The sequence below is a fragment of the Streptomyces sp. NPDC007971 genome, assembly GCF_042958635.1.
Classification (GTDB): Bacteria; Actinomycetota; Actinomycetes; order Streptomycetales; family Streptomycetaceae; genus Streptomyces.
Genome location: NZ_JBIBJK010000013.1, coordinates 264,320 through 284,439 on the forward strand (window position 1 = coordinate 264,320; position 20,120 = coordinate 284,439).

The window sequence follows — 20,120 nt, forward strand, 5'->3', positions numbered from 1 at the left end:
GCGGCCACTCCGTTTCGGTGTGGCCGCCCTTCGGCGTGTCCGGGACCGGCCGGGCCGACCGGTGGGACCGACTAGTGGGACTGTTGCGGCTGAAGGTACGGCTGCAGGTGGTGCAGGCGGGTGTGGTAGTCCGGGTGGGAGGAGAGCAGCCTGCTCAGGGCACTCTCCTGGACGGGCACCCCGCCGTTCTGTGCGGTGAGCGCGGCCTGCTCGTACTGCTCCTGCTGGTGCAGCTTGCCGAGGACGGCGGCCAGCATGGGGGCGAAGCCCAGGGCGGCCGCGTGCTCGTCGGCGCGCAGCTCCGCACGGCGGCCGACGGCGGCGAGCGCGTACGGCACGCCCAGGATCAGCAGGGGCAGGCCGTAGAGCGTGCTGACGGTCGCCAGGGCGAAGACGCCGATGAACAGGAGGACGAAGGCGACGCCGAAGCAGCCGAAGGCGCGCGACACCTTGTACGCGATGCCGGAGACGGCCTTCAGGAGGCGCCAGGCGATCCGGCCGGGCAGCGCGTACCAGTAGCCGAGCAGCCCTGACCAGGCGTGACCGCCCACGTGGTGGCCCAGCTCGTGGGCGAGGACGGCGGCCAGTTCGCCGTTGGGCAGCTGGTTCATGGCGAACCGGGTGACGCCGACGATGTGGCCGGCCGCGGCGACCGCGTTCAGGCTGTCGCTGTCCTCGACCCAGAGCTCGTAGGTGCGGCCCTCGATCCCCGCGCGGGCCGTGACTTCACGCCAGACCGGTTCGAGTTTGGCCCGTTCTTGCGGCGTGGGGTAGCGCAGCCGGAGCAGATGGCGCGCGAGGGCGCTTTCCGCGGGCCGGTAGAACGCGAGTGCGCCGCTGGCCAGCCAGGCCAGCACCACCAGGATGCCGAGGCCGCCGAAGAACACGGACACCAGGCCCACGACGAAGAGGCTGCACAGGAAGTTCGGCAGGTACAGGAGCAGGTTGCCGACCGCGGTGGCGTCGGTGCGGCGCTGGTCCCGGCGGATGTGCACCCGGCCGTGGTCGGTGCTTATGTGGTGCGGATGGGCCGTGGGCGCGGCCGCCGCCGGCGGAGCCTGCGCGTACTGCGGAGGGATGTTCGGGGCCTGGGCCGCAGGTGCCGTCGGCGGAATGGCCGGCGCGGCGGCGTGCGGGTGGTGGGGCGCGTGCGCCTGCGGGTACTGCGGCGCCTGGGGCTGCGGGGCCTGGGGGTATTGCGGCGCCTGGGGCTGCGGGTGGTGCGGCGCTCGGGTCTGCGGATACTGCGGTGCCTGGTGGGCGGCGGACGGCGGGGTCTGCGGGTACTGCGGTGCCGCCTGCGGGTACGGCGCAGCGGACGTCGCGTTCGGGTGGGACGGTGCTTGCGTGTACCCGGGAGGCTGGGCCGGCTGCGGGTACTCGGGAGGCTGGTTCATCTGGGTTCCTGGTGGGTCGTTCGGTGGGGACGTCGGTGGTGGGGCCGGTCGGTGTCGGCCGGTCGGCCGGTCAGCCCGTCAGCAGCGAGGCAGGGAGCAGGACCGTGCCGGTGCAGAAGGCGATCAGGCCGGCCCGGATCCACGCGTGCTTGCGGGCGGCGATCCGGCTCGTCTCGGTGAGGGCCGTGATCAGTCCGGCCACGGGGTCGCGCTCGGTGTCGGCGAGCGCGGTCTCCAAGTGGCCCTGGCGGACGGCCTCGTGGATGTCGCCGAAGTACGACAGAGGCTGTCCCGGCACCCAGGTTCCGGAGCGGTAGCGGGGGAGGACGGCGAGCAGCAGGGCGAAGAGGGAGAAGGCCAGGGACACCGTTCCGGACCACCACAGGAGCGTGGCCGGAGCGGAGAGTGCGGACGGGGTCCAGCCCCGTCCGGCCAGCAGACCGCTGAACACGCCGGCCGTCATCCCGAGAGCGGCCACCAGGACGGACGCCTTGCTGTCGGCCCGTGCGATCTCCGTGCGCAGATCGGTGAGGAGACGCTCGCAGAGTTGGGCTCGCTCTGCGGAGCCGGCGCCCGGGGGAGGGGCGGTGGCCGGGTCGGGCGTCGGATCGAGGGTGGTCAATTCCCGCTCTTCTCGGGGAAGTTGCCCTGGTCGTCCGGCATGCCTCCATCACCCTGCGGGGCGTTGCCGTGCGACGGTGCGGGTGCCCCGTGCGACGGTGCGGGCGCCGGAGGCTGTGCGGGCAGGGTCGGTGTGCTGCCGTAGCCGGGCGGCGGCTGCCAGGACGGCGTCTCCGGGGCGGGGGCGGGGGCGGGAGCAGGTGCGGGTGCGGGCGCGCCCGGGGCGCCGGGATACGCCCCGGCGAACGGGGACGGAGGGGAGTAGGCCGTGGGCGGACCCGGTACGGGGGCCGATGGTGCTGGTCCTGCTGCGGGTGCGGGTGCGGGTGCGGGAGCGGGTGCCGGTGGCTGGGCGGACGGGCCGGGTGCAGGTGCTGTCGGTGCCGACGGCTGGATGGACGCGCCGCTGTTCGCCACCGGGCCCTGGCTCATGCCGGCCGGGTTCTGGCTCATGCCGACTGGGCCCTGGCTCATGCCGGCCGGGTTCTGGCTCATGCCGACTGGGCCCTGGCTCATGCCCGCCGGGCCCCGGCTCGCGCTGACCGGGTTCTGGCTCATGCCCGCCGGGCCCTGGCCGGCCCAAGGCTGCCCGCCAGGTACGCCTGGGTTGCCGCCCGGTGCGCCCAGGCCGCCGCCGGGCATGCTGGGACTGCTGCCCGGTGCGCCCGGCGCGGTCTCGTATCCCGCCAGGGGGTCCTCCCCGAGCTGGGGCGGGAGCAGCGGTGCGGCCTGGGGGACCCCTGGAAGCCTCTGGTTGAGGATGTCGCTGACCGTGCGCAGGGCGAGCTGTTTGGGGCCCTCCAGCTCGTAGTTCTCGGCCGTGTCGCCGCTCAGGAGCTGCTTCACGAGGTCCATCTGGGCCTGGATCATGCGGAGCTGGTCGTCCCGCATGCTGCTCATGACGAGGCGGGAGTCCTCCGGGTGCTGGGCGAGGTGCAGCGCCCAGGCCTGGACGCCTCCCTGCTGCAGATGCCACTGGTAGAACTCGATCTTCTTCGCCTCGATGCGCTGGAGTTCCAGCATCTGCTGCCCCTGCAGCAGGGCCAGCTCGTGCTCCCGGCCGCTCGTGAGCATCGCCTGCTCGTGCTGCCGGCTGCTCATGAGCATGGCCTGCTCGTGGTCCCACTGCTGCTGCTGAAGGGCGAGTTGCTGCTGCTGGTGCCCGTAGGTCATGGCCCGTTCGATCTGCAGCGCGTCCTGGTGGCGGTGGCGGCGGTCCACCTCGACGTCGACCTCCATGCCGCGCTCGGCCACGCGGATCTGCTCGGCGGCGGAGTGGTCGATGGCCTGGAGCCGGCGCTGGTGGTCGATGTTCTCCTGGTCGCGCCGCAGCCGGAGCGTCCAGGACACCTGCAGGCCCGCGGGTGCCCCGAGCGGGCCGAGGACGGTGACCGCCTGGAGCAGTTCCCGCTCGGCGGCTGCGCTGTCGGCGATCGCGAAGCGCCGGGTCACCGGCCGGGCCGCCTGCTGGAGTTCGCCCAGCACCAGCGTCGGCACGTCCCGGTGCCCGCTCGCCACGAACCGGGCCGGGTCGAGGACCTGCCAGGAGAGGTCGACCGCCGCCGTGAACTCGAACGCGTCGTTGTCGCTGGGCAGGGCGAGGTCGGCGGAGAACGGGTGCACGCCCATGTCCACCTCGTACACGGCGGTGTACCGCCGCGCCGCGATCTCGCTGCGGGTGGGCCGCCGGGGCGGCAGATACGGGTCGTAGCCGCCCTTGGGAGTGGCGAAGACCAGGGCGTGGTCGATGCGGACGAGCGACTTGAGGCCCAGGTCGAAGCGGCCGAGCTGCCGCACGGTGAGCACCGGGTCGACCAGCTCGGTGTGCCGGTCCGCCTGCTGCTGCCATTCGGGCGGGCGGTGAAAGGTGGGCATGGTGCGTGTCTCCTCGCGGACGTGCCGGCGTACGACGGGACGTGGGGGACGCCTCGGCCCCGCCGGCCGCCTGGATCAGGTGATTCAGGTGGTCCAGGCCGATCGCCTGGATCGGGCGGTTCAGGTCGATCGGGTGGGACGGGTCGGTCGGGTGGTTCAGATCGATCGGGTCGATCGGGTCGATCGGGGTGGTGTCCGTGGCCTCAGCGGGCCGGGAGGACGGCCAGCAGGCGGGCCGCCACGTTCGGCGGGGGATTGCCGTCCTCGCCCGGCATGGTCCGCAGCAGATGGCTGAGCCGCTGGTGCTCGGCGGGGGTGGTGACGAGCCTGGGCAGCAGGGCGGCCAGCGCCCATTCGGTGGCCGGCGCCCGGTCGGCGATCAGCACCCAGGTGCGCAGCACCTCCAGCGCGTGCCGGGTGGCCCGCGGGTCGGCGAGCGCCGCCCGCCACAGGGCGGGGATGCCGTGGGCCGCCGCACCGTCCTCCTGGGCCGCCCGTGCGTACCAGCCGAGGACCAGCGGGTTGCCGTACCGCTCGTCGTTCCCGGTGCGGCGGCAGGCGTTCACGAAGCCGCCGAGGGCCAGGTCGTGCACGGCGCGGTCGTCGTCGAGCGTGCGGCGCAGCTCGGTCAGGACCTGATCGCTCGCGGGGGAGAGCAGCAACAGCTCCACGGCCTCGGCGAGTTCGCGTGCCATCTCGCCGTCGAGGTCGTCGGGTTCGTCCTCGTACAGCCGGCGGACCGCTTTGCGCAGCGCGGCCAGCGCCTGCTCCGGGCGCTCCGGACCGATCAGCCCGTACGCGCGCACCGCCACCCAGCGCAGCCGCGCATCGCGGCCCTCGCACCAGGAGTCCAGGATGCGCGGGACGTTGGGCGTGTCGATGAGGTGCGCCAGGGTGAGCGCGTTCACGGCGACCAGCCGCTGCCGATACCGCTTCGAGGTGCTCCAGGGTTCGATGACCAGCGCCATCGCGGACGGCAGATCGGTGCGCGCGAGGACGGCGACGGTGGCGGCGGCGCGGGTGCGGACCAGCGGGCGCCCGTCCTCGGCGAGGTGGCGCAGCCAGCCGATCAGCGCGGGCCGTGCGGACGGGTGGCCCGTCCACACCTCGCGCATCAGCACCAGGGAGACCCGGTCGTCGAGGAACCTCGCCTTCTGCTGCACCACCGGTCCCCACTCGGTGTGTTCGTCGTCCTCGAACCGCTCCGCGCGGGCGAGCTGGAGACGCTTGCCGATGTGGGTGCCGAAGACGGGGACCTCGGGGACGCGGGCCGGGTTCTCGGTCTCCTGGAGCAGGCGGTAGAGCAGGTCGCTGAGTTCGGCGGTGAGTGCGTACGGACCGCCGTCGAAGGCCGCGAGGGCCACGAGGAACGCCTTGTCCCGCAGGTGGACCGACGCCTCGTCCTCCTCGAACCACTCCTGGACCTGGTTCTCCAGCGACACGAGGGAGAACTGCGCCACGGCGTCCGCGCCGGCCTCGCCGGCCGCGTGCCGGGTGAGCAGCTGTGCGAAGGCCGCGACCTCGCGCAGCTGGTGGCCGCGGCTCAGAAACGTCTCGACGTCGGGCAGTTCCCGCAGCTTGGCGGCCGTGTCGGCGTCGGTCAGGGTGCGCAGATGCGCGTCGAGGACGTCCTCGGCGGCCGGGGGCCGCCAGGCGGCGACGAAGGGGACGTCCTCCAGCACGGCGGTGGGGTCGACCGTGATCACCAGCCAGCCGTGCTCGCCGAGGCGGTCGCGGGCGGCCAGCAGATGCGGCTCGCGCAGCGGACGGTCGCGGCGGGTGGCCAGGTCGCACAGGACGTAGCCGCGCGGCGCCGCCCCTTCGGCCTCGTCGGCGGCGACCTGCTCGGCGAGGGTGCTCGGGTCCGTCTCGCGGTCCAGGGTGTGCACGGAGGAGACGCCGAGGCGGTGCAGGAGCATCAGCGCGGCCGTGCGCCGGCCGCTGAACCGGGCGCCGGACAGGACGAGGACGCGGTCGGTGCGCAGCCGGCCGAGCAGCCCGGCGACGACGTCCTCGTCGGCGACGAACCGTGCGACCAGCCGGTCCAGGGTGGCCCGCGGGACCTCGCCGGACGCGGGCGCCGACATACCCGACCCGGGCCACGAGAACTGGTAGACCTCCGTCTTGGCGCCCATGATCACATCGCCGGTGACCTGGTTGCCGGTGACGTTGTTCTGGCCACCGCCGACCGTGCCGCCGCCGATACGGGCCCGGGCACCGATGCGCATGCTGGGATGGCTGTGGTCGACCAGGTCGCGCCGTGCCGCCCAGGCGGTCTGCGGCTGCTCGTGCTCCCCGGACTCCTCGTCCGGGCCGTTTCTGTCGGTGTCGTCCGCGGGGGCGGGGTCCGCCGGTACCTGCTCGGGCGCGGCCCCCGCGCCCGCGGGGGGCTGTGCCTCGGGGGTGCTCATGCGGTCTCACCCCGCCTGCGGGTGCCGCCCGAGCCGATGTTCACGTCGCCGCTGATCCGGTTGCCGGTGATGTTGTTCTGGTCGCCGCTCACCGTGCCGCCGCCGATGGTGAGGGCACCGCCGAAGACGGTGCCCGGCGCCGGGGCTCCCCGGTCCGACGCCGGGCGGCCCTGCTCGGGGACCCGCGGCGTCGGGCGGTCCCCCGAACCGCCCGACGCCTCCCCCGCCCCCGTGTCACCGTGGTCCTCCGGTCCCCTGTCACCGCGGCTCTCCGCCGCCCCCCTGCCACCGCGGTCCCCGCCCGCCGCGCAGGCCGGCAGCGGGCCGTGCAGCCAGGCACGCAGCGGGCCGTTCTTGCTGTCCACCGTCATGGCGTGGAACTCGGCGGCCGCAACGCCCGGGTGGTCGTGCCGTACGACCCCGCCGTAGAGGGCGTCCGAGACGCACAGCGCGAAGTCGTCGGAGCGTTCCCTCAGGGCGGCGCGCAGCAACTGGGCGTCCAGCAGCCGGCAGGCGTGGTTCAGGTCGGAGCCGACCCAGCCGCCGCGCTCGTCGATCCCGACCCAGCCCGCGGCGACGACCCCGCGCAGCCGGATCTGCGCGGAGCTGGACGCCATCCGGTTGACCGCGCGCAACTGCACCGGCACCTCGGTGAGCAGGGCCCGCAGCAGCTGGGTCACGGGCGCGCCCGCATCGATCAGCTCCATGACCGAGTCCCCGCGGTCGGCCCGCAGCCGCAGCGTCTCGTCGATGCCGGCACTCTCCAGCGCGCGGTCGGTGATGTCGTAGAGCATGCGCCGCAGATACGCCTGTTCGACGTCGTCCCGGTCGCTGAACCTCTCGATGTCCAGCAGCAGGATCGTGCGGCTCACGGGGTGGGTCATGGTCGCCTCTCGCAGGGGTGTGCGGTGCCGGGCAGCAGCGTGGCGCTCGCGTGCGGGAAGCGGTGAGGGCGGATGACGCACTCGGAGTGTGACCGTGTGCACAGAAGGGCTTCTGGGGCAGGAGGGCATGCGGGGCAGCAGGGCCTCTGGGGCAGCAGGGTCTCTGGGGCGGAAGGGCCTGCCGACCGGATGGGGCGGAAGGGCCTGCCGGCCGGACGGAGTGGGGCGGGGCCGGTGAGCGGGGCCTGCACAGGCCCCGCTCAGGCCGCTCAGGCCGTGCTCACGCCTCGCGCGGTCCCGGGGGCGAGGGGATGCCCGGTGCCCGGCCCGACCCGGCGATGCGGCGCAGGATGTCCGGCCGCCGGATCAGCATCGTGCGGCGCCCGGTGGCGACGGCTTCCTTGTCCCGGAGTTCCTTGAGCAGCCGTTGCACCATCTCCCGTGACGCGCCCACCGAGCCCGCCAGCTCCTGCTTGCTCAGCGGCACGGCCAGCTCGATGCCCTCCGAGGTGCGGCGCCCATGGGTGCGGGCCAGATCCAGGAGCAGCACGGCGAACCGCTCCCGCACGTTCATCGACGCGAACTCCAGCCGCCGCCGGTCGGCCGCGCGGGTGCGGTCCGCGGTGAGGCCGAGGAGGGCGAAGGAGACGGCGGGGGAGCGGCTCAGGAAGGCCCGGAACCTCTCGTGCTCCACGGCGACGGCACGCACCGGCTCCAGCGCGGTCACCGTCGCCGACCGCGGGCGCCCGGTGAGCGCCGCCGACTCACCCACGATGTCGCCGGGGCCGCGCAGGGCGAGCAGGGCCTCGTAGCCGTTGGCCGCGGAGGCCGTGACCTTGGTCCAGCCGTGCACCAGGAACAGGACGTGCGAGGAGGGCTCGTGCTGGTGGATGAGCACCATGCGCGGGGAGAAGGCCAGCTCGTGGCCGAACGCCAGCAGCGCCGAGCGGTCCTCCCCCTCCAGCCGCGCCAGGAAGGGCACCCGGTCGTCCAGACCGCCGTCGTCAGGTGAGTGCACCGCCACTCTCGTCATGCTCGTCCCCCCGGTTCGTCCGTCCGTGCCGCCCGACGGACGGATCAACGTACTGAAAGCGCACATCGCACGGCTCCGAAAGAGCACAAATCGGCCATCGACGGGAAATGATCTACGCCAGGTCCGGAAACCCCCGGGAGCAGTGCGGTGACGCCGGGGAGCGGCCTCGGCCGGGCGGGGCGGCGGTCCGGGACGGGCGGGCGACGGCGCAGGTGGCGAGGTGAGAAGTCCGGCGTGTCGGGGCCCGCTCCATTTGTTTTGACCGAAGTCCGTGAGGTAGGTACGCTCAGACCTTGTGCCTGGGGTGTGCCCTGGCTCTGGTGCGTGCCTTCACACCGCATTGCGAGCCGTCACCGGCCACCGTAATCTGCGCCCCTTTTGCCTCGCGGCGAAGGTCCGCCGGATTCGACACACCCGACCGCGTGGGTCGGCGACGTTCCAGGTTAGCTTCACCATTCGGCACACAGAAACCGGAGAAGTAGTGCCTACGATCCAGCAGCTGGTCCGGAAGGGCCGGCAGGACAAGGTCGAGAAGAACAAGACGCCCGCACTCGAGGGTTCCCCTCAGCGTCGTGGCGTCTGCACGCGTGTGTTCACGACCACCCCGAAGAAGCCGAACTCGGCCCTGCGTAAGGTCGCGCGTGTGCGTCTGACCAGCGGGATCGAGGTCACGGCCTACATTCCGGGTGAGGGACACAACCTGCAGGAGCACTCCATCGTGCTCGTGCGTGGTGGCCGTGTGAAGGACCTGCCCGGTGTTCGCTACAAGATCATCCGCGGCTCGCTCGACACCCAGGGTGTCAAGAACCGCAAGCAGGCCCGCAGCCGCTACGGCGCCAAGAAGGAGAAGTAAGAATGCCTCGTAAGGGCCCCGCCCCGAAGCGCCCGGTCATCATCGACCCGGTCTACGGTTCTCCTCTTGTCACGTCGCTGATCAACAAGGTGCTGCTGAACGGCAAGCGCTCCACCGCCGAGCGCATCGTGTACGGCGCCATGGAGGGCCTGCGCGAGAAGACCAGCAACGACCCGGTCATCACGCTGAAGCGCGCGCTGGAGAACATCAAGCCGACCCTCGAGGTCAAGTCCCGCCGTGTCGGTGGTGCGACGTACCAGGTTCCGATCGAGGTCAAGCCCGGTCGCGCCAACACGCTCGCGCTGCGCTGGCTGGTCGGTTACTCCCGCGCCCGTCGCGAGAAGACCATGACCGAGCGTCTGCTCAACGAGCTTCTCGACGCCTCCAACGGCCTTGGTGCCGCTGTGAAGAAGCGCGAGGACACCCACAAGATGGCCGAGTCCAACAAGGCCTTCGCGCACTACCGCTGGTAGTCGCTACCCACATCGAGACCGAGAGAAGACTGAGCCGATATGGCTACCACTTCACTTGACCTGGCCAAGGTCCGCAACATCGGGATCATGGCCCACATCGACGCGGGCAAGACGACCACCACCGAGCGGATCCTGTTCTACACCGGTGTGTCGTACAAGATCGGTGAGGTCCACGACGGCGCTGCCACCATGGACTGGATGGAGCAGGAGCAGGAGCGTGGCATCACGATCACCTCTGCTGCCACCACCTGCCACTGGCCGCTGGAAGACGTCGACCACACCATCAACATCATCGACACGCCGGGCCACGTCGACTTCACCGTCGAGGTGGAGCGTTCGCTGCGCGTGCTCGACGGTGCCGTGACGGTGTTCGACGGCGTCGCCGGCGTTGAGCCCCAGTCCGAGACGGTGTGGCGTCAGGCGGACCGTTACGGCGTTCCGCGTATCTGCTTCGTCAACAAGCTCGACCGGACCGGTGCCGAGTTCCACCGCTGCGTCGACATGATCTCTGACCGCCTGGGCGCTCAGCCGATCGTGATGCAGCTGCCGATCGGTGCCGAGGCCGACTTCAAGGGCGTCGTCGACCTGGTCACGATGAAGGCGTTCGTGTGGTCCGCCGAGGCCACCAAGGGCGAGATGTACGACATCGTCGACATCCCGGCCACGCACGCCGAGGCTGCCGAGGAGTACCGCGGCAAGCTGGTCGAGACCGTCGCCGAGAACGACGAAGAGATCATGGAGCTGTACCTGGAGGGCGAAGAGCCTTCCGTGGAGCAGCTGTACGCCGCGATCCGTCGCATCACCATCGCGTCCGGCAAGTCCAAGGACACCACGGTCACCCCGGTGTTCTGCGGTACCGCGTTCAAGAACAAGGGCGTCCAGCCCCTGCTCGACGCGGTCGTGCGCTACCTCCCCTCCCCCCTGGACGTCGAGGCCATCGAGGGCCACGACGTCAAGGACCCGGAGACGGTCGTCAAGCGCAAGCCGTCCGACGAGGAGCCGCTGTCGGCTCTGGCCTTCAAGATCATGAGCGACCCGCACCTCGGCAAGCTCACCTTCGTCCGGGTCTACTCGGGCCGCCTGGAGTCCGGCACCGCGGTGCTGAACTCCGTCAAGGGCAAGAAGGAGCGCATCGGCAAGATCTACCGCATGCACGCGAACAAGCGTGAGGAGATCGACTCGGTGGGCGCCGGCGACATCATCGCCGTCATGGGTCTGAAGCAGACCACGACCGGTGAGACGCTGTGTGACGACAAGGCCCCGGTGATCCTGGAGTCCATGGACTTCCCGGCCCCGGTCATCCAGGTCGCCATCGAGCCCAAGTCGAAGGGCGACCAGGAGAAGCTCGGCGTCGCGATCCAGCGCCTGGCCGAGGAGGACCCGTCCTTCCAGGTCCACTCGGACGAGGAGACCGGCCAGACCATCATCGGTGGTATGGGCGAGCTGCACCTCGAGGTGCTGGTCGACCGTATGCGCCGTGAGTTCAAGGTCGAGGCCAACGTCGGCAAGCCGCAGGTCGCGTACCGCGAGACGATCCGCAAGGCCGTCGAGCGCGTGGACTACACCCACAAGAAGCAGACCGGTGGTACCGGTCAGTTCGCCAAGGTGCAGATCGCGATCGAGCCCATCGAGGGCGGCGACGCCTCGTACGAGTTCGTGAACAAGGTGACCGGTGGCCGTATCCCGAAGGAGTACATCCCTTCGGTGGACGCCGGTGCTCAGGAGGCCATGCAGTTCGGCATCCTCGCGGGCTACGAGATGACCGGCGTGCGCGTCACGCTGATCGACGGTGGCTACCACGAGGTCGACTCCTCCGAGCTCGCCTTCAAGATCGCCGGTTCGCAGGCCTTCAAGGAGGCCGCGCGCAAGGCTTCGCCCGTGCTCCTCGAGCCGATGATGGCCGTCGAGGTCACCACGCCCGAGGACTACATGGGTGAGGTCATCGGCGACATCAACTCCCGCCGTGGCCAGATCCAGGCCATGGAGGAGCGGGCTGGTGCCCGCGTCGTGAAGGGCCTCGTGCCCCTGTCGGAGATGTTCGGCTACGTCGGCGACCTCCGTAGCAAGACGTCGGGTCGCGCAAGCTACTCGATGCAGTTCGACTCCTACGCCGAGGTTCCGCGGAACGTCGCCGAGGAGATCATCGCGAAGGCCAAGGGCGAGTAACGCACCGCGTTCACACGCCGTAGGCTTGACCTCGGAGCCTCCAGGGGCATTCATCCGCGTTCGCGGGTGTTTGCCCCGGGGCCCGGGACTTAACAGCAAAGATCACCTGGCGCCGATGAAGTAAGGCGTACAGAACCACTCCACAGGAGGACCCCAGTGGCGAAGGCGAAGTTCGAGCGGACTAAGCCGCACGTCAACATCGGCACCATCGGTCACATTGACCACGGTAAGACGACCCTCACGGCCGCCATTACCAAGGTGCTGCACGACGCGTACCCGGACCTGAACGAGGCCACCGCGTTTGACAACATCGACAAGGCGCCCGAGGAGCGCCAGCGCGGTATCACCATCTCCATCGCGCACGTCGAGTACCAGACCGAGGCGCGTCACTACGCCCACGTCGACTGCCCGGGTCACGCGGACTACATCAAGAACATGATCACCGGTGCCGCGCAGATGGACGGCGCCATCCTGGTGGTCGCCGCCACCGACGGCCCGATGCCGCAGACCAAGGAGCACGTGCTCCTGGCCCGCCAGGTCGGCGTTCCGTACATCGTCGTCGCCCTGAACAAGGCCGACATGGTGGACGACGAGGAGATCCTGGAGCTCGTCGAGCTCGAGGTCCGTGAGCTCCTCTCCGAGTACGAGTTCCCGGGCGACGACCTGCCGGTCGTCAAGGTCTCCGCGCTCAAGGCGCTCGAGGGCGACCCCGAGTGGACCAAGACCGTCCTCGAGCTGATGAAGGCCGTCGACGAGAGCATCCCGCAGCCCGAGCGTGACGTCGACAAGCCGTTCCTCATGCCGATCGAGGACGTCTTCACGATCACCGGTCGCGGTACGGTCGTCACCGGCCGTATCGAGCGTGGTGTCCTCAAGGTCAACGAGACCGTCGACATCGTGGGCATCAAGCAGGAGAAGACCACCACCACGGTCACCGGCATCGAGATGTTCCGCAAGCTGCTCGACGAGGGCCAGGCCGGTGAGAACGTCGGTCTGCTGCTCCGTGGCATCAAGCGCGAGGACGTCGAGCGCGGCCAGGTCATCATCAAGCCGGGCTCGGTCACCCCGCACACCGAGTTCGAGGCGCAGGCCTACATCCTCTCCAAGGACGAGGGTGGCCGCCACACGCCGTTCTTCAACAACTACCGTCCGCAGTTCTACTTCCGTACGACGGACGTGACCGGCGTTGTGACCCTCCCCGAGGGCACCGAGATGGTCATGCCGGGTGACAACACCGAGATGAAGGTGGAGCTCATCCAGCCCGTCGCCATGGAAGAGGGCCTGAAGTTCGCCATCCGTGAGGGTGGCCGGACCGTGGGCGCCGGCCAGGTCACCAAGATCAGCAAGTGATCTTGAACTGACCAGGCCCGGGTCTCAGACCTGGTAGCTGTCGGAGAGGCCCGTACGACTTCGGTCGTACGGGCCTCTTCGCGTTTCTGCGGCCCGCTGCCCCGTGACGAAGCGGACCCGCAGGACGACGTCAACGCCGCGCCCCGGAACACACCGTGACGAAGATCGGCACCCGTCGGTTGAAGCTGCGGAGGGCGGATCCGACGACGGTGGCAGGGGCTGTCGTACAGGGCCGCCTGTCGTACAGGGGAGGGGCGGACTGTGGGTGTGTCGGTCGGCGGAGCGGGGGCACGAGAACTTGCCTCGTCACCCGCCCAGAAGCGGGCGGCGGCGAAGGCCGTGGGGGACCACATCGAGTCGGGCACCCGCAGGGCCGGGGCCTGGGCGGACGGTGAGACCGAGGCGGCGGTGAAGGCGCTCGGCGCGCGGGACGGGGACGGCTGGCAGACCTCCGCCGCACTGCGGACGGCCCACGAGACCTGGGGCGACCAGGTCAGGAACCTGATGGACCGGCTGGGCGCGGAAAAGGACTCCCTGAGCAGCGCGAACACCGTGCTGACCGGCACGGACCTGGCCGTCGGCGCACAGCTGCGACAGTTGTCGTCGCTGGACCGGTACTGAGCGGGGAGCGGCCGGGATGCCGACGTACCACGAGATCATCAGCACCGACCTGTCCGCACTGACGACCGCGGCCGAGCGCTGGGAGGGCATGGCGGCCGAGTTCGCCAAGCAGGAGAAGGCCTACCACCGCGATGTGTACGGCATCACCCTGGGGCCCGCCTGGAAAGGCATGAGCAGGGAGGCCGCCCACGGGCGCTTCGACGTCACGCTCAAGGAGTTCCAGTACGCGCAGACCCAGGCGCAGGCGATCGCCTCCCTGCTGCGGGACGCGCACACACAGTTCGTGGAGCTCAAGGGCCGGTTGACGGCGGCGCGCCGGGAGGCGGTGGCGGCCGGCATGCGGGTCTCGGACCGCGGCCTGGTGAGCGAGCACCCCGGGCATGCCGGTGCGCGGCGCGACGAGTCGGCGGTCCGGGCCTGGCAGGACCGGATCGACAGGGCGGTAGGGGACGTCACGGACGCGGACGCCGGCGTCCGCCTCGCCTTGAAGGCAGCGGTCGTCGACTCGGATCAGCTGGTCGGGGGCCGGGGCTTCAACGGCAGGGCGATCGGGGACGTCGAGAAGTACGAGGCGCTGGAGGCCGAGGAGACGCTGGAGAAACTGCGTGGCGGCGGCCGGCTGTCCCGGCGTGAACTGGCCGAACTGGAAAGGCTGTTCCGCGACAACTCCCACGACGGGACCTTCTCCCGCACCCTGCTCGACGACCTGGGCGCGGCCGGCACCATCGGCCTGACGAACCGGCTGAACGATCTGATCCACGCGGGGGGCGGCCCGGCCGCCCCTGCGTACGCGACGATCGAGACGGGCCTGGCGGACACGCTCGCGACGGCGACACGGGACACGGACTCGGCCTGGTACAAGCGGTGGCGCGCCGACATGCGGCACGCGGGCCTCGGCCACCACGCGACGGAAGTGCAGGGTGAGCGCCTGGACAAGGCGGTCGGATACCAGTCGCTGGTGACACTGATGGAACGGGGACACGGGTACGCACCGCGGATGCTTGCCGATCTGACGGACGACATGATCGCCGCGGAAAAACGGGACCCCGGCATCTGGCAGCTCAAGAGCGAGTACGGCGGGAAGCACGGGGGATGGTTCGCCAACGACCCCGTGGACGGCGCGCTGGGCATCATGAGCCGGGACCCGCACACCGCGGCGGACTACCTCGGCTCCGACGCCCGCATGAAGTACCTGATGAAGGAACGGGACTGGAACGTCGTCCTCCACGCACACGAGGGCCCCAAGGCCGGCACCTACACGGCAGGCCTGGACTCGGACGACCGCACAGGCTTCGGCAGAGCCCTGCAGGCGGCGACGACCGGGATCGACCCGTCGGACAAGCACGCGCATTATGTGGCGCACAGCAGGCAGAACGATGAGGTCTTCAGATCCGCGCTGCGCCATCTGGCCGACAGCGGTGACAAGTTCCCGCCGGCCTTGCGACAGCCGATGGCCGACATTCTCGTCAACCACGGCGCCACGGTGCATGCCTCCATGAGCGAGGTCGACATCGCGCACTCGCCCCTGAAACAGGACCAGCTCTTCGAGGTCGTCAAACAGGTGTCGAAGGACAAGGGTGCTTACGGCACGTTGAACGGGGGGTTGAACCAGGCGATGGTCTCCACTATTCATGGCGACCATTCCAAGTCGACCGAATCCTTGCTCCGCGCGGGCCGCACGGTCGGCTTTCTGGAGGAGGCGCGAACTCAGGCGCAGGGCGACCCGAAAACAGCAGAATTCAAAGCGAAACCCGTCTTCGACAAGGCGATCAGTTATATCCCGATCGCGAGTGATGATGTGCAGCAGGGATTCGATTATGTCACTGACAAGTGGTTGGAGGATGAACAGAAGAGACTGGATGAGAAGCAGTCCGAACGTAACACTGAGGCGTACGAAGCAAGGAATGGCCAGCTGATGGCTCTTGCGGACGAATGGCACAAGGCCCATGCGTCGCACGGTCATGCGAGCTTCGGCACCAGGACCATGATTGCCGAAGCTTCCGAGAGCGGCTCCGCACATGCCGTTGGCGTCTCGGGGGAGCAGCCCAAGTGAACATCCACCTAAGGGAGCCGCTGAGCCTTGTAGTTCTGTCGCTGGCGGCTGTCACGGTGTCCTGTGCCGGATCCTCCCACCAAAGCCTGCCCAAGGTTATTTGCGGAACGCCTGCAGACCCCGATCTCACCCGCCGGCTAGTGGCTGCGGGAAGCGGCTTTCATGAATTCAATAGAGTTGACCGTTCCCAAGCTATCTCTGCCCCGTGCATTTTGTGGTCCGGGAAAAGTCCTGTTATTAATCTGCACTTCTGGTGGGCTGATAGCCCGGTGAACCTCAGGTACATGGCGGAGGAGACCGGATCGGTGTCACGCGTGACGGACGCGAGAGAGATTGATTTCAAGTACAAGGCGCTCATCGGCACTGACGGTGCGATCGCGGCGGCCCAGTGCAAGACCAAGAGGGGCGACCATTTCGCGCTTACCCTCCAGCTCCCCCAGGTCAAACCAATGGACCAAGAGCATCGCAAGGACATCGAAAAGTTTATGCGGGTCTATTTTCCGGCCACTGTCAAAACTCTTGGCTGTGCGTGAGTTCTGTCGGGTGAACTGGGCCTGGGGCGAGCGGGTCCGGGCTCTGGTTCCTCGAATGCCGGCGGGGGAGTCGGCGCTGTGCGGGCCCGACGCCCTGTGCACGAAGTCCGGCCTCGCCGGCTGAGGCCGACTGCCGCCGCGCGCCAGGCCGCTGACTCGCGCTCATCTTCCGTCGGCGCCGCGCCGCGAGGCACCCCTCACCCCCGTGGCTCATCCGAGTGGCAGCTCCGTTGCCGATCGTAAAGATTCATTGCGGAGCGTAGCGGCGCCCTCCGAGGAGTCCGCCGCTCTTTGCGTGCGTGTGTACACGCCGCACCACGACGGCTCACCAGAGGAACGACGAAGGGTGTCGACATGACAGATTCAGGCCGCCCCGGGCGGCATCCATCCCGCTTCGGCGTAGTCTCGCTCGCCGCCGCAGCCGCGCTGCTGGCGGCCGGCCTGGCGCAGTCCCTGCCCGCGGCCGCGCTGCCGTCCGCCACTGCCACGGTCGCCCTCTCCACCACGACCGCCGCAGGCGGCGGTGCGCCGACCGGTGTCTCCACGCTCTCCACGGGATGGCAGACGCCCTGGGGCATCACGTTCATGCCGGACGGACGTTCCGCGCTGGTGACCGAGCGGCTCGACTTCCAGGTCTATCGACTCGACCGCAACGGCAAGAAGACGCGGGTCGGCGAGGTGCCGTACACGGTCCCCGAGCCGTACACCGAGGGCGCCGGCGGGCTTCTGGGCGTCGCTCCGTCGCCCACCTGGAACGGCAAGACGGACAAGCGGGTGTTCTTCATGCACACCACGCAGACCGAGACCCGTGTCGTCAGGATGGATTACAACGGCACCTCGCTCACCCACTACACGCCGATCCTGACCGGCATCAGGCGGGGCGGGGACCACAACGGCGGCAAGATCGCCTTCGGTCCGGACGGATACCTCTACGTCGCGACCGGCGACGCCCTGCAGTCGAAGCTCGCGCAGGACAAGAACTCGCTGAACGGAAAGATCCTCCGGATCACCAAGACCGGCGCCGCGGCCCCGGGCAACCCCTTCGGCAGCCACATCTACAGCTACGGCCATCGCAATCCGCAGGGCCTGGTCTGGGACCGCAAGGGCCGGCTGTGGTCGGCGGAGATCGGCGAGCAGACCTGGGACGAGGTCAACCTGATCAAGCCGGGCGCCAACTACGGCTGGCCCAAATGTGAAGGCATCTGCAACGTCAAGGGCATGACCAACCCGAAGGCCACCTTCGCACCGGAGCAGGGCGTGCCCGCCCAGCTCGCCGTCGTGAACAACGTCCTGTACATGTCCGCTCTGCGCGGCCAGCGGCTGTGGCGCCTGCCGATCGACGGGAACAACGAGCGCCTCGGCACGAAGACCGCCTACTACTCCGGCAAGTACGGCCGGCTGCGCGCCGTCGCCCAGGTCCCGGGCACGAACGAGCTGTGGGTCGGCACCAGTGATCTCGGATACGGCAAGGACAAGATCCTCCGCGTGACCGTCAAGTAACCCCCTGCACCCGGCGAGAACGGACCCCACCGGAGAGTTCCACGACCGAGAGTTCCACGCCGGAGAGATCCACCACCGAAGGAAGACCCACCAGAAGGAAAACCCACCGAAGGAAAACCCACCGGAGAAAGGACGTACCCCCATGAGCGAGGCCAAGGAGCAGCTCAAGCCCGTCGAGCAGATCCCCTCGAAGGAGACGGACCACACCGCCTGGCAGACGCCCGGCTACGAGGTCGTCGACACCGCGCTCGAAGTCACCGCCTACTCCCTCAGCTCCCGCTAGCCGCCGCCATGCTGCTGCTGGTACTCGGCACTGCCGCCGGCGGCGGCATCCCCCAGTGGAACTGCGCGTGCTCCGGTTGCTCCGGAGCACGCGCGCACCCGCGCCGGCGCCGCCGCCACGCCTCCCTCGCCGTACGGACCGACGACGGCCGCTGGTACATCGTCAACGCGACCCCCGACATCGGCGACCAGATCGACGGCAGGCCCGAACTCCACCCCGGTCCCGGCCCGCGGCAGACGCCGGTCGCCGGAGTGATCCTCACCGACGCCGAACTCGACCACACCCTGGGTCTCGCGCGGCTGCGTGAGGCCGACACGCTCCAGGTGATCGCGACGGACCCGGTCCGCCGGGCTCTCCTGGACCGCCTGCGTCTCGGCGACGTGCTGGCGCCGTACACCTCCCTGACCTGGCGCGACCTGCCCCGGCGCGGCACCGGGCCGCTCGGCGGCGGCGCGTCCGGTCTGCAGGTCGGCGGCATTCCGGTGTCGGGCAAGCGCCCCCGGTACGCGGCCGAGGCACCCGACGACGACGCCTGGGTCGTCGCGCTGCGCCTGTACGACCCCTCCTCCGGCGCGACCGCCCTTTACGCGCCCGCGCTGGCCGCCTGGCCGGACCACTTCCAGCAGGCGGCCGCCGAGGCCGACTGCGTCCTCGTGGACGGCACCTTCTGGGACGACGAGGAGCCCCGCCGCACCGGTATCTCCACGCGCACGGCCACCGGCATGGGCCACCTGCCCATCGAGGGACCGGACGGCACCGCCGAACGCCTGGCCTCCCTCTCCGCCCGGTGCCTCTACACGCACCTCAACAACACCAACCCCCTCGTGGACCCGGCGGCGTCCGAGCACAAGCGGCTCGCGCGGCTGGGCGTCGAGGTGGCCTACGACGGGATGGTGATCGAGCTGTGACCACTGCACTCGCCCCGCTCGCGGAGCCCTGGAGCCCCGCGGAGTTCGAGACACGGCTGCGGGCGGTCGGGGAGGAGCGATACCACGACCGCCACCCCTTCAACCTGCGCATGCACAGCGGCGATCTCAGCCAGGAGGAGCTGTGCCGCTGGATCGTGAACCGCTTCCACTACCAGCGCCACATCCCCGTCAAGGACGCCTTGATCACCGCGAAGCTGGACACTCCCGCGCTGCGCCGGATGTGGCTGCGCCGCATCCAGGACCACGACGGGCAGCAGCACGGCGAGGGCGGCATCGAACGGTGGCTGCGGCTCGGTGAGGCGGCCGGCCTGAACCGCGAGACACTGCTCGGCGCCGACACCGTGCTGCCGGGCGTCCGGCTGGCGGTCGAGGGGTACGTCAACTTCTGCCGGCTGCGCCCGCCCCTCGAAGCAGTCGCCGCGTCGCTGACCGAACTGTCCGCCCCGGACCTGATGCGCACCCGCATCGACGCCTTCGAACGCCACTACCCGTGGATCGAAGCCGACGGGCTCGCCTATTTCCGGGCCCGGGTCTCGCAGGGACGGCGGGACAGCCGTGAAGCGCTCGATCTGGTGCTGGGCTGGGCACGCACCCGGGGCGACCAGGACCGGGCGGTGGCCGCGCTGCGCTTCAAGTGCGACGTGCTGTGGTCGCTGCTCGACGCCGTGGACCGTGCGGGCCACCGGGAGCGGAGGTGAGCGCCGCGCCCGGAGCGGACTGGCGGCCCGCGCCGGCCCCCGCCATCGTGCGGCGGCACGACTTCGTACGCGGCGCGGACCTGCTGGTCCTGCCGGAACGCGTCGTCGTGCTGACCGGCCGGGCCGAGACCGTCCTCGCCCTGTGCGACGGCACCCGCAGCGTCCGCGGCATCGTCGACGAGCTGGCCGAACGCTTCCCCGGCGCCCCCGTGGCCACCGACGTCCCGCTCTTCCTGGAGCGACTGCGCGAGGAGGGCTGGCTGCGATGACGTCCGCCAACGCGATGCCCTCCACCACCCCGATGCCCCCCGCCGGTCTGATGCCCTCCGCCGCCCCGTTGGCGTCCTCCGGTCCGCTGACCTCGACCGACCCCATGTCCCCCGCCGGTCCCATGTCCCCCGCCGGTCCGACGCCCCCCACCGATCCACTGACCTTCGATC

At 70.1% G+C, this 20,120-nt stretch carries 18 protein-coding genes; 12 read left to right on the forward strand and 6 right to left on the reverse strand.

What is annotated here, in order from left to right; translation table 11 throughout:
- Positions 1-71 precede the first annotated feature (71 nt).
- From ACFZCP_RS27625 to ACFZCP_RS27650, 6 genes are all read right to left on the reverse strand, one after another.
- Positions 72-1,397 (reverse strand): M48 family metalloprotease, encoded by a 1,326-nt coding sequence (locus ACFZCP_RS27625; protein ID WP_391431492.1) that lies wholly within the window; start codon positions 1,395-1,397, stop codon positions 72-74.
- Positions 1,398-1,467: 70 nt separating this feature from the next.
- A complete protein-coding gene (locus ACFZCP_RS27630; RefSeq protein ID WP_391431497.1) occupies positions 1,468-2,019 on the reverse strand; it encodes a Pycsar system effector family protein in 552 nt (183 codons plus the stop codon).
- A complete protein-coding gene (locus ACFZCP_RS27635) occupies positions 2,016-3,893 on the reverse strand; it encodes a hypothetical protein (protein ID WP_391431500.1) in 1,878 nt (625 codons plus the stop codon). Before ACFZCP_RS27635 ends, ACFZCP_RS27630 begins: the two co-directional genes overlap by 4 nt.
- 203 nt (positions 3,894-4,096) lie before the next feature.
- The gene (locus ACFZCP_RS27640) at positions 4,097-6,304 is read right to left on the reverse strand and encodes a hypothetical protein (RefSeq protein ID WP_391431503.1); all 2,208 of its coding nucleotides are present in this window, start codon (positions 6,302-6,304) and stop codon (positions 4,097-4,099) included.
- Complete coding sequence (locus tag ACFZCP_RS27645; protein WP_391431506.1) at positions 6,301-7,188, reverse strand: hypothetical protein; 888 nt, start codon at positions 7,186-7,188, stop codon at positions 6,301-6,303. The genes ACFZCP_RS27640 and ACFZCP_RS27645 overlap by 4 nt, the downstream gene beginning before the upstream one ends.
- 280 nt (positions 7,189-7,468) lie before the next feature.
- The gene (locus tag ACFZCP_RS27650) at positions 7,469-8,221 is read right to left on the reverse strand and encodes a Crp/Fnr family transcriptional regulator (RefSeq protein ID WP_362689898.1); all 753 of its coding nucleotides are present in this window, start codon (positions 8,219-8,221) and stop codon (positions 7,469-7,471) included.
- A 481-nt stretch (positions 8,222-8,702) separates the two neighbouring features.
- On the opposite strand from ACFZCP_RS27650, the gene rpsL reads away from it, so the two are divergent.
- From rpsL to pqqD, 12 genes are all read left to right on the forward strand, one after another.
- A complete protein-coding gene (gene rpsL, locus ACFZCP_RS27655; RefSeq protein ID WP_003948652.1) occupies positions 8,703-9,074 on the forward strand; it encodes a 30S ribosomal protein S12 in 372 nt (123 codons plus the stop codon).
- Positions 9,075-9,076: 2 nt separating this feature from the next.
- Complete coding sequence (rpsG, locus tag ACFZCP_RS27660; RefSeq protein ID WP_005481264.1) at positions 9,077-9,547, forward strand: 30S ribosomal protein S7; 471 nt, start codon at positions 9,077-9,079, stop codon at positions 9,545-9,547.
- Between the two features lie 39 nt (positions 9,548-9,586).
- Entirely contained in the window at positions 9,587-11,713 is a 2,127-nt protein-coding gene (fusA, locus tag ACFZCP_RS27665; protein ID WP_391431511.1) for an elongation factor G, read from the forward strand.
- Positions 11,714-11,869: 156 nt separating this feature from the next.
- Entirely contained in the window at positions 11,870-13,063 is a 1,194-nt protein-coding gene (tuf, locus tag ACFZCP_RS27670; protein WP_362689904.1) for an elongation factor Tu, read from the forward strand.
- Positions 13,064-13,324: 261 nt separating this feature from the next.
- Positions 13,325-13,684 (forward strand): hypothetical protein, encoded by a 360-nt coding sequence (locus ACFZCP_RS27675; RefSeq protein ID WP_391431514.1) that lies wholly within the window; start codon positions 13,325-13,327, stop codon positions 13,682-13,684.
- A gap of 88 nt (positions 13,685-13,772) precedes the next feature.
- Positions 13,773-15,737 (forward strand): hypothetical protein, encoded by a 1,965-nt coding sequence (locus ACFZCP_RS27680; RefSeq protein ID WP_391431517.1) that lies wholly within the window; start codon positions 13,773-13,775, stop codon positions 15,735-15,737.
- Positions 15,738-16,021: 284 nt separating this feature from the next.
- A complete protein-coding gene (locus ACFZCP_RS27685; protein WP_391431520.1) occupies positions 16,022-16,270 on the forward strand; it encodes a hypothetical protein in 249 nt (82 codons plus the stop codon).
- A 354-nt stretch (positions 16,271-16,624) separates the two neighbouring features.
- Positions 16,625-17,770: a PQQ-dependent sugar dehydrogenase gene (locus ACFZCP_RS27690; protein ID WP_391431524.1), complete on the forward strand. Its 1,146-nt coding sequence runs from the start codon at positions 16,625-16,627 to the stop codon at positions 17,768-17,770.
- 142 nt (positions 17,771-17,912) lie between these two features.
- Positions 17,913-18,053, forward strand: coding sequence for a pyrroloquinoline quinone precursor peptide PqqA (gene pqqA / locus ACFZCP_RS27695; RefSeq protein WP_391431529.1), 141 nt, complete (start codon positions 17,913-17,915; stop codon positions 18,051-18,053).
- A gap of 8 nt (positions 18,054-18,061) precedes the next feature.
- Entirely contained in the window at positions 18,062-18,961 is a 900-nt protein-coding gene (gene pqqB / locus ACFZCP_RS27700) for a pyrroloquinoline quinone biosynthesis protein PqqB (protein WP_391431532.1), read from the forward strand.
- A complete protein-coding gene (gene pqqC, locus ACFZCP_RS27705; protein WP_391431535.1) occupies positions 18,958-19,680 on the forward strand; it encodes a pyrroloquinoline-quinone synthase PqqC in 723 nt (240 codons plus the stop codon). The genes pqqB and pqqC overlap by 4 nt, the downstream gene beginning before the upstream one ends.
- Positions 19,677-19,949 carry a pyrroloquinoline quinone biosynthesis peptide chaperone PqqD gene (gene pqqD, locus ACFZCP_RS27710; RefSeq protein WP_362689927.1) on the forward strand — a complete coding sequence of 91 codons (273 nt, stop codon included), beginning with the start codon at positions 19,677-19,679 and terminating at the stop codon, positions 19,947-19,949. Before pqqC ends, pqqD begins: the two co-directional genes overlap by 4 nt.
- Positions 19,950-20,120 lie beyond the last annotated feature (171 nt).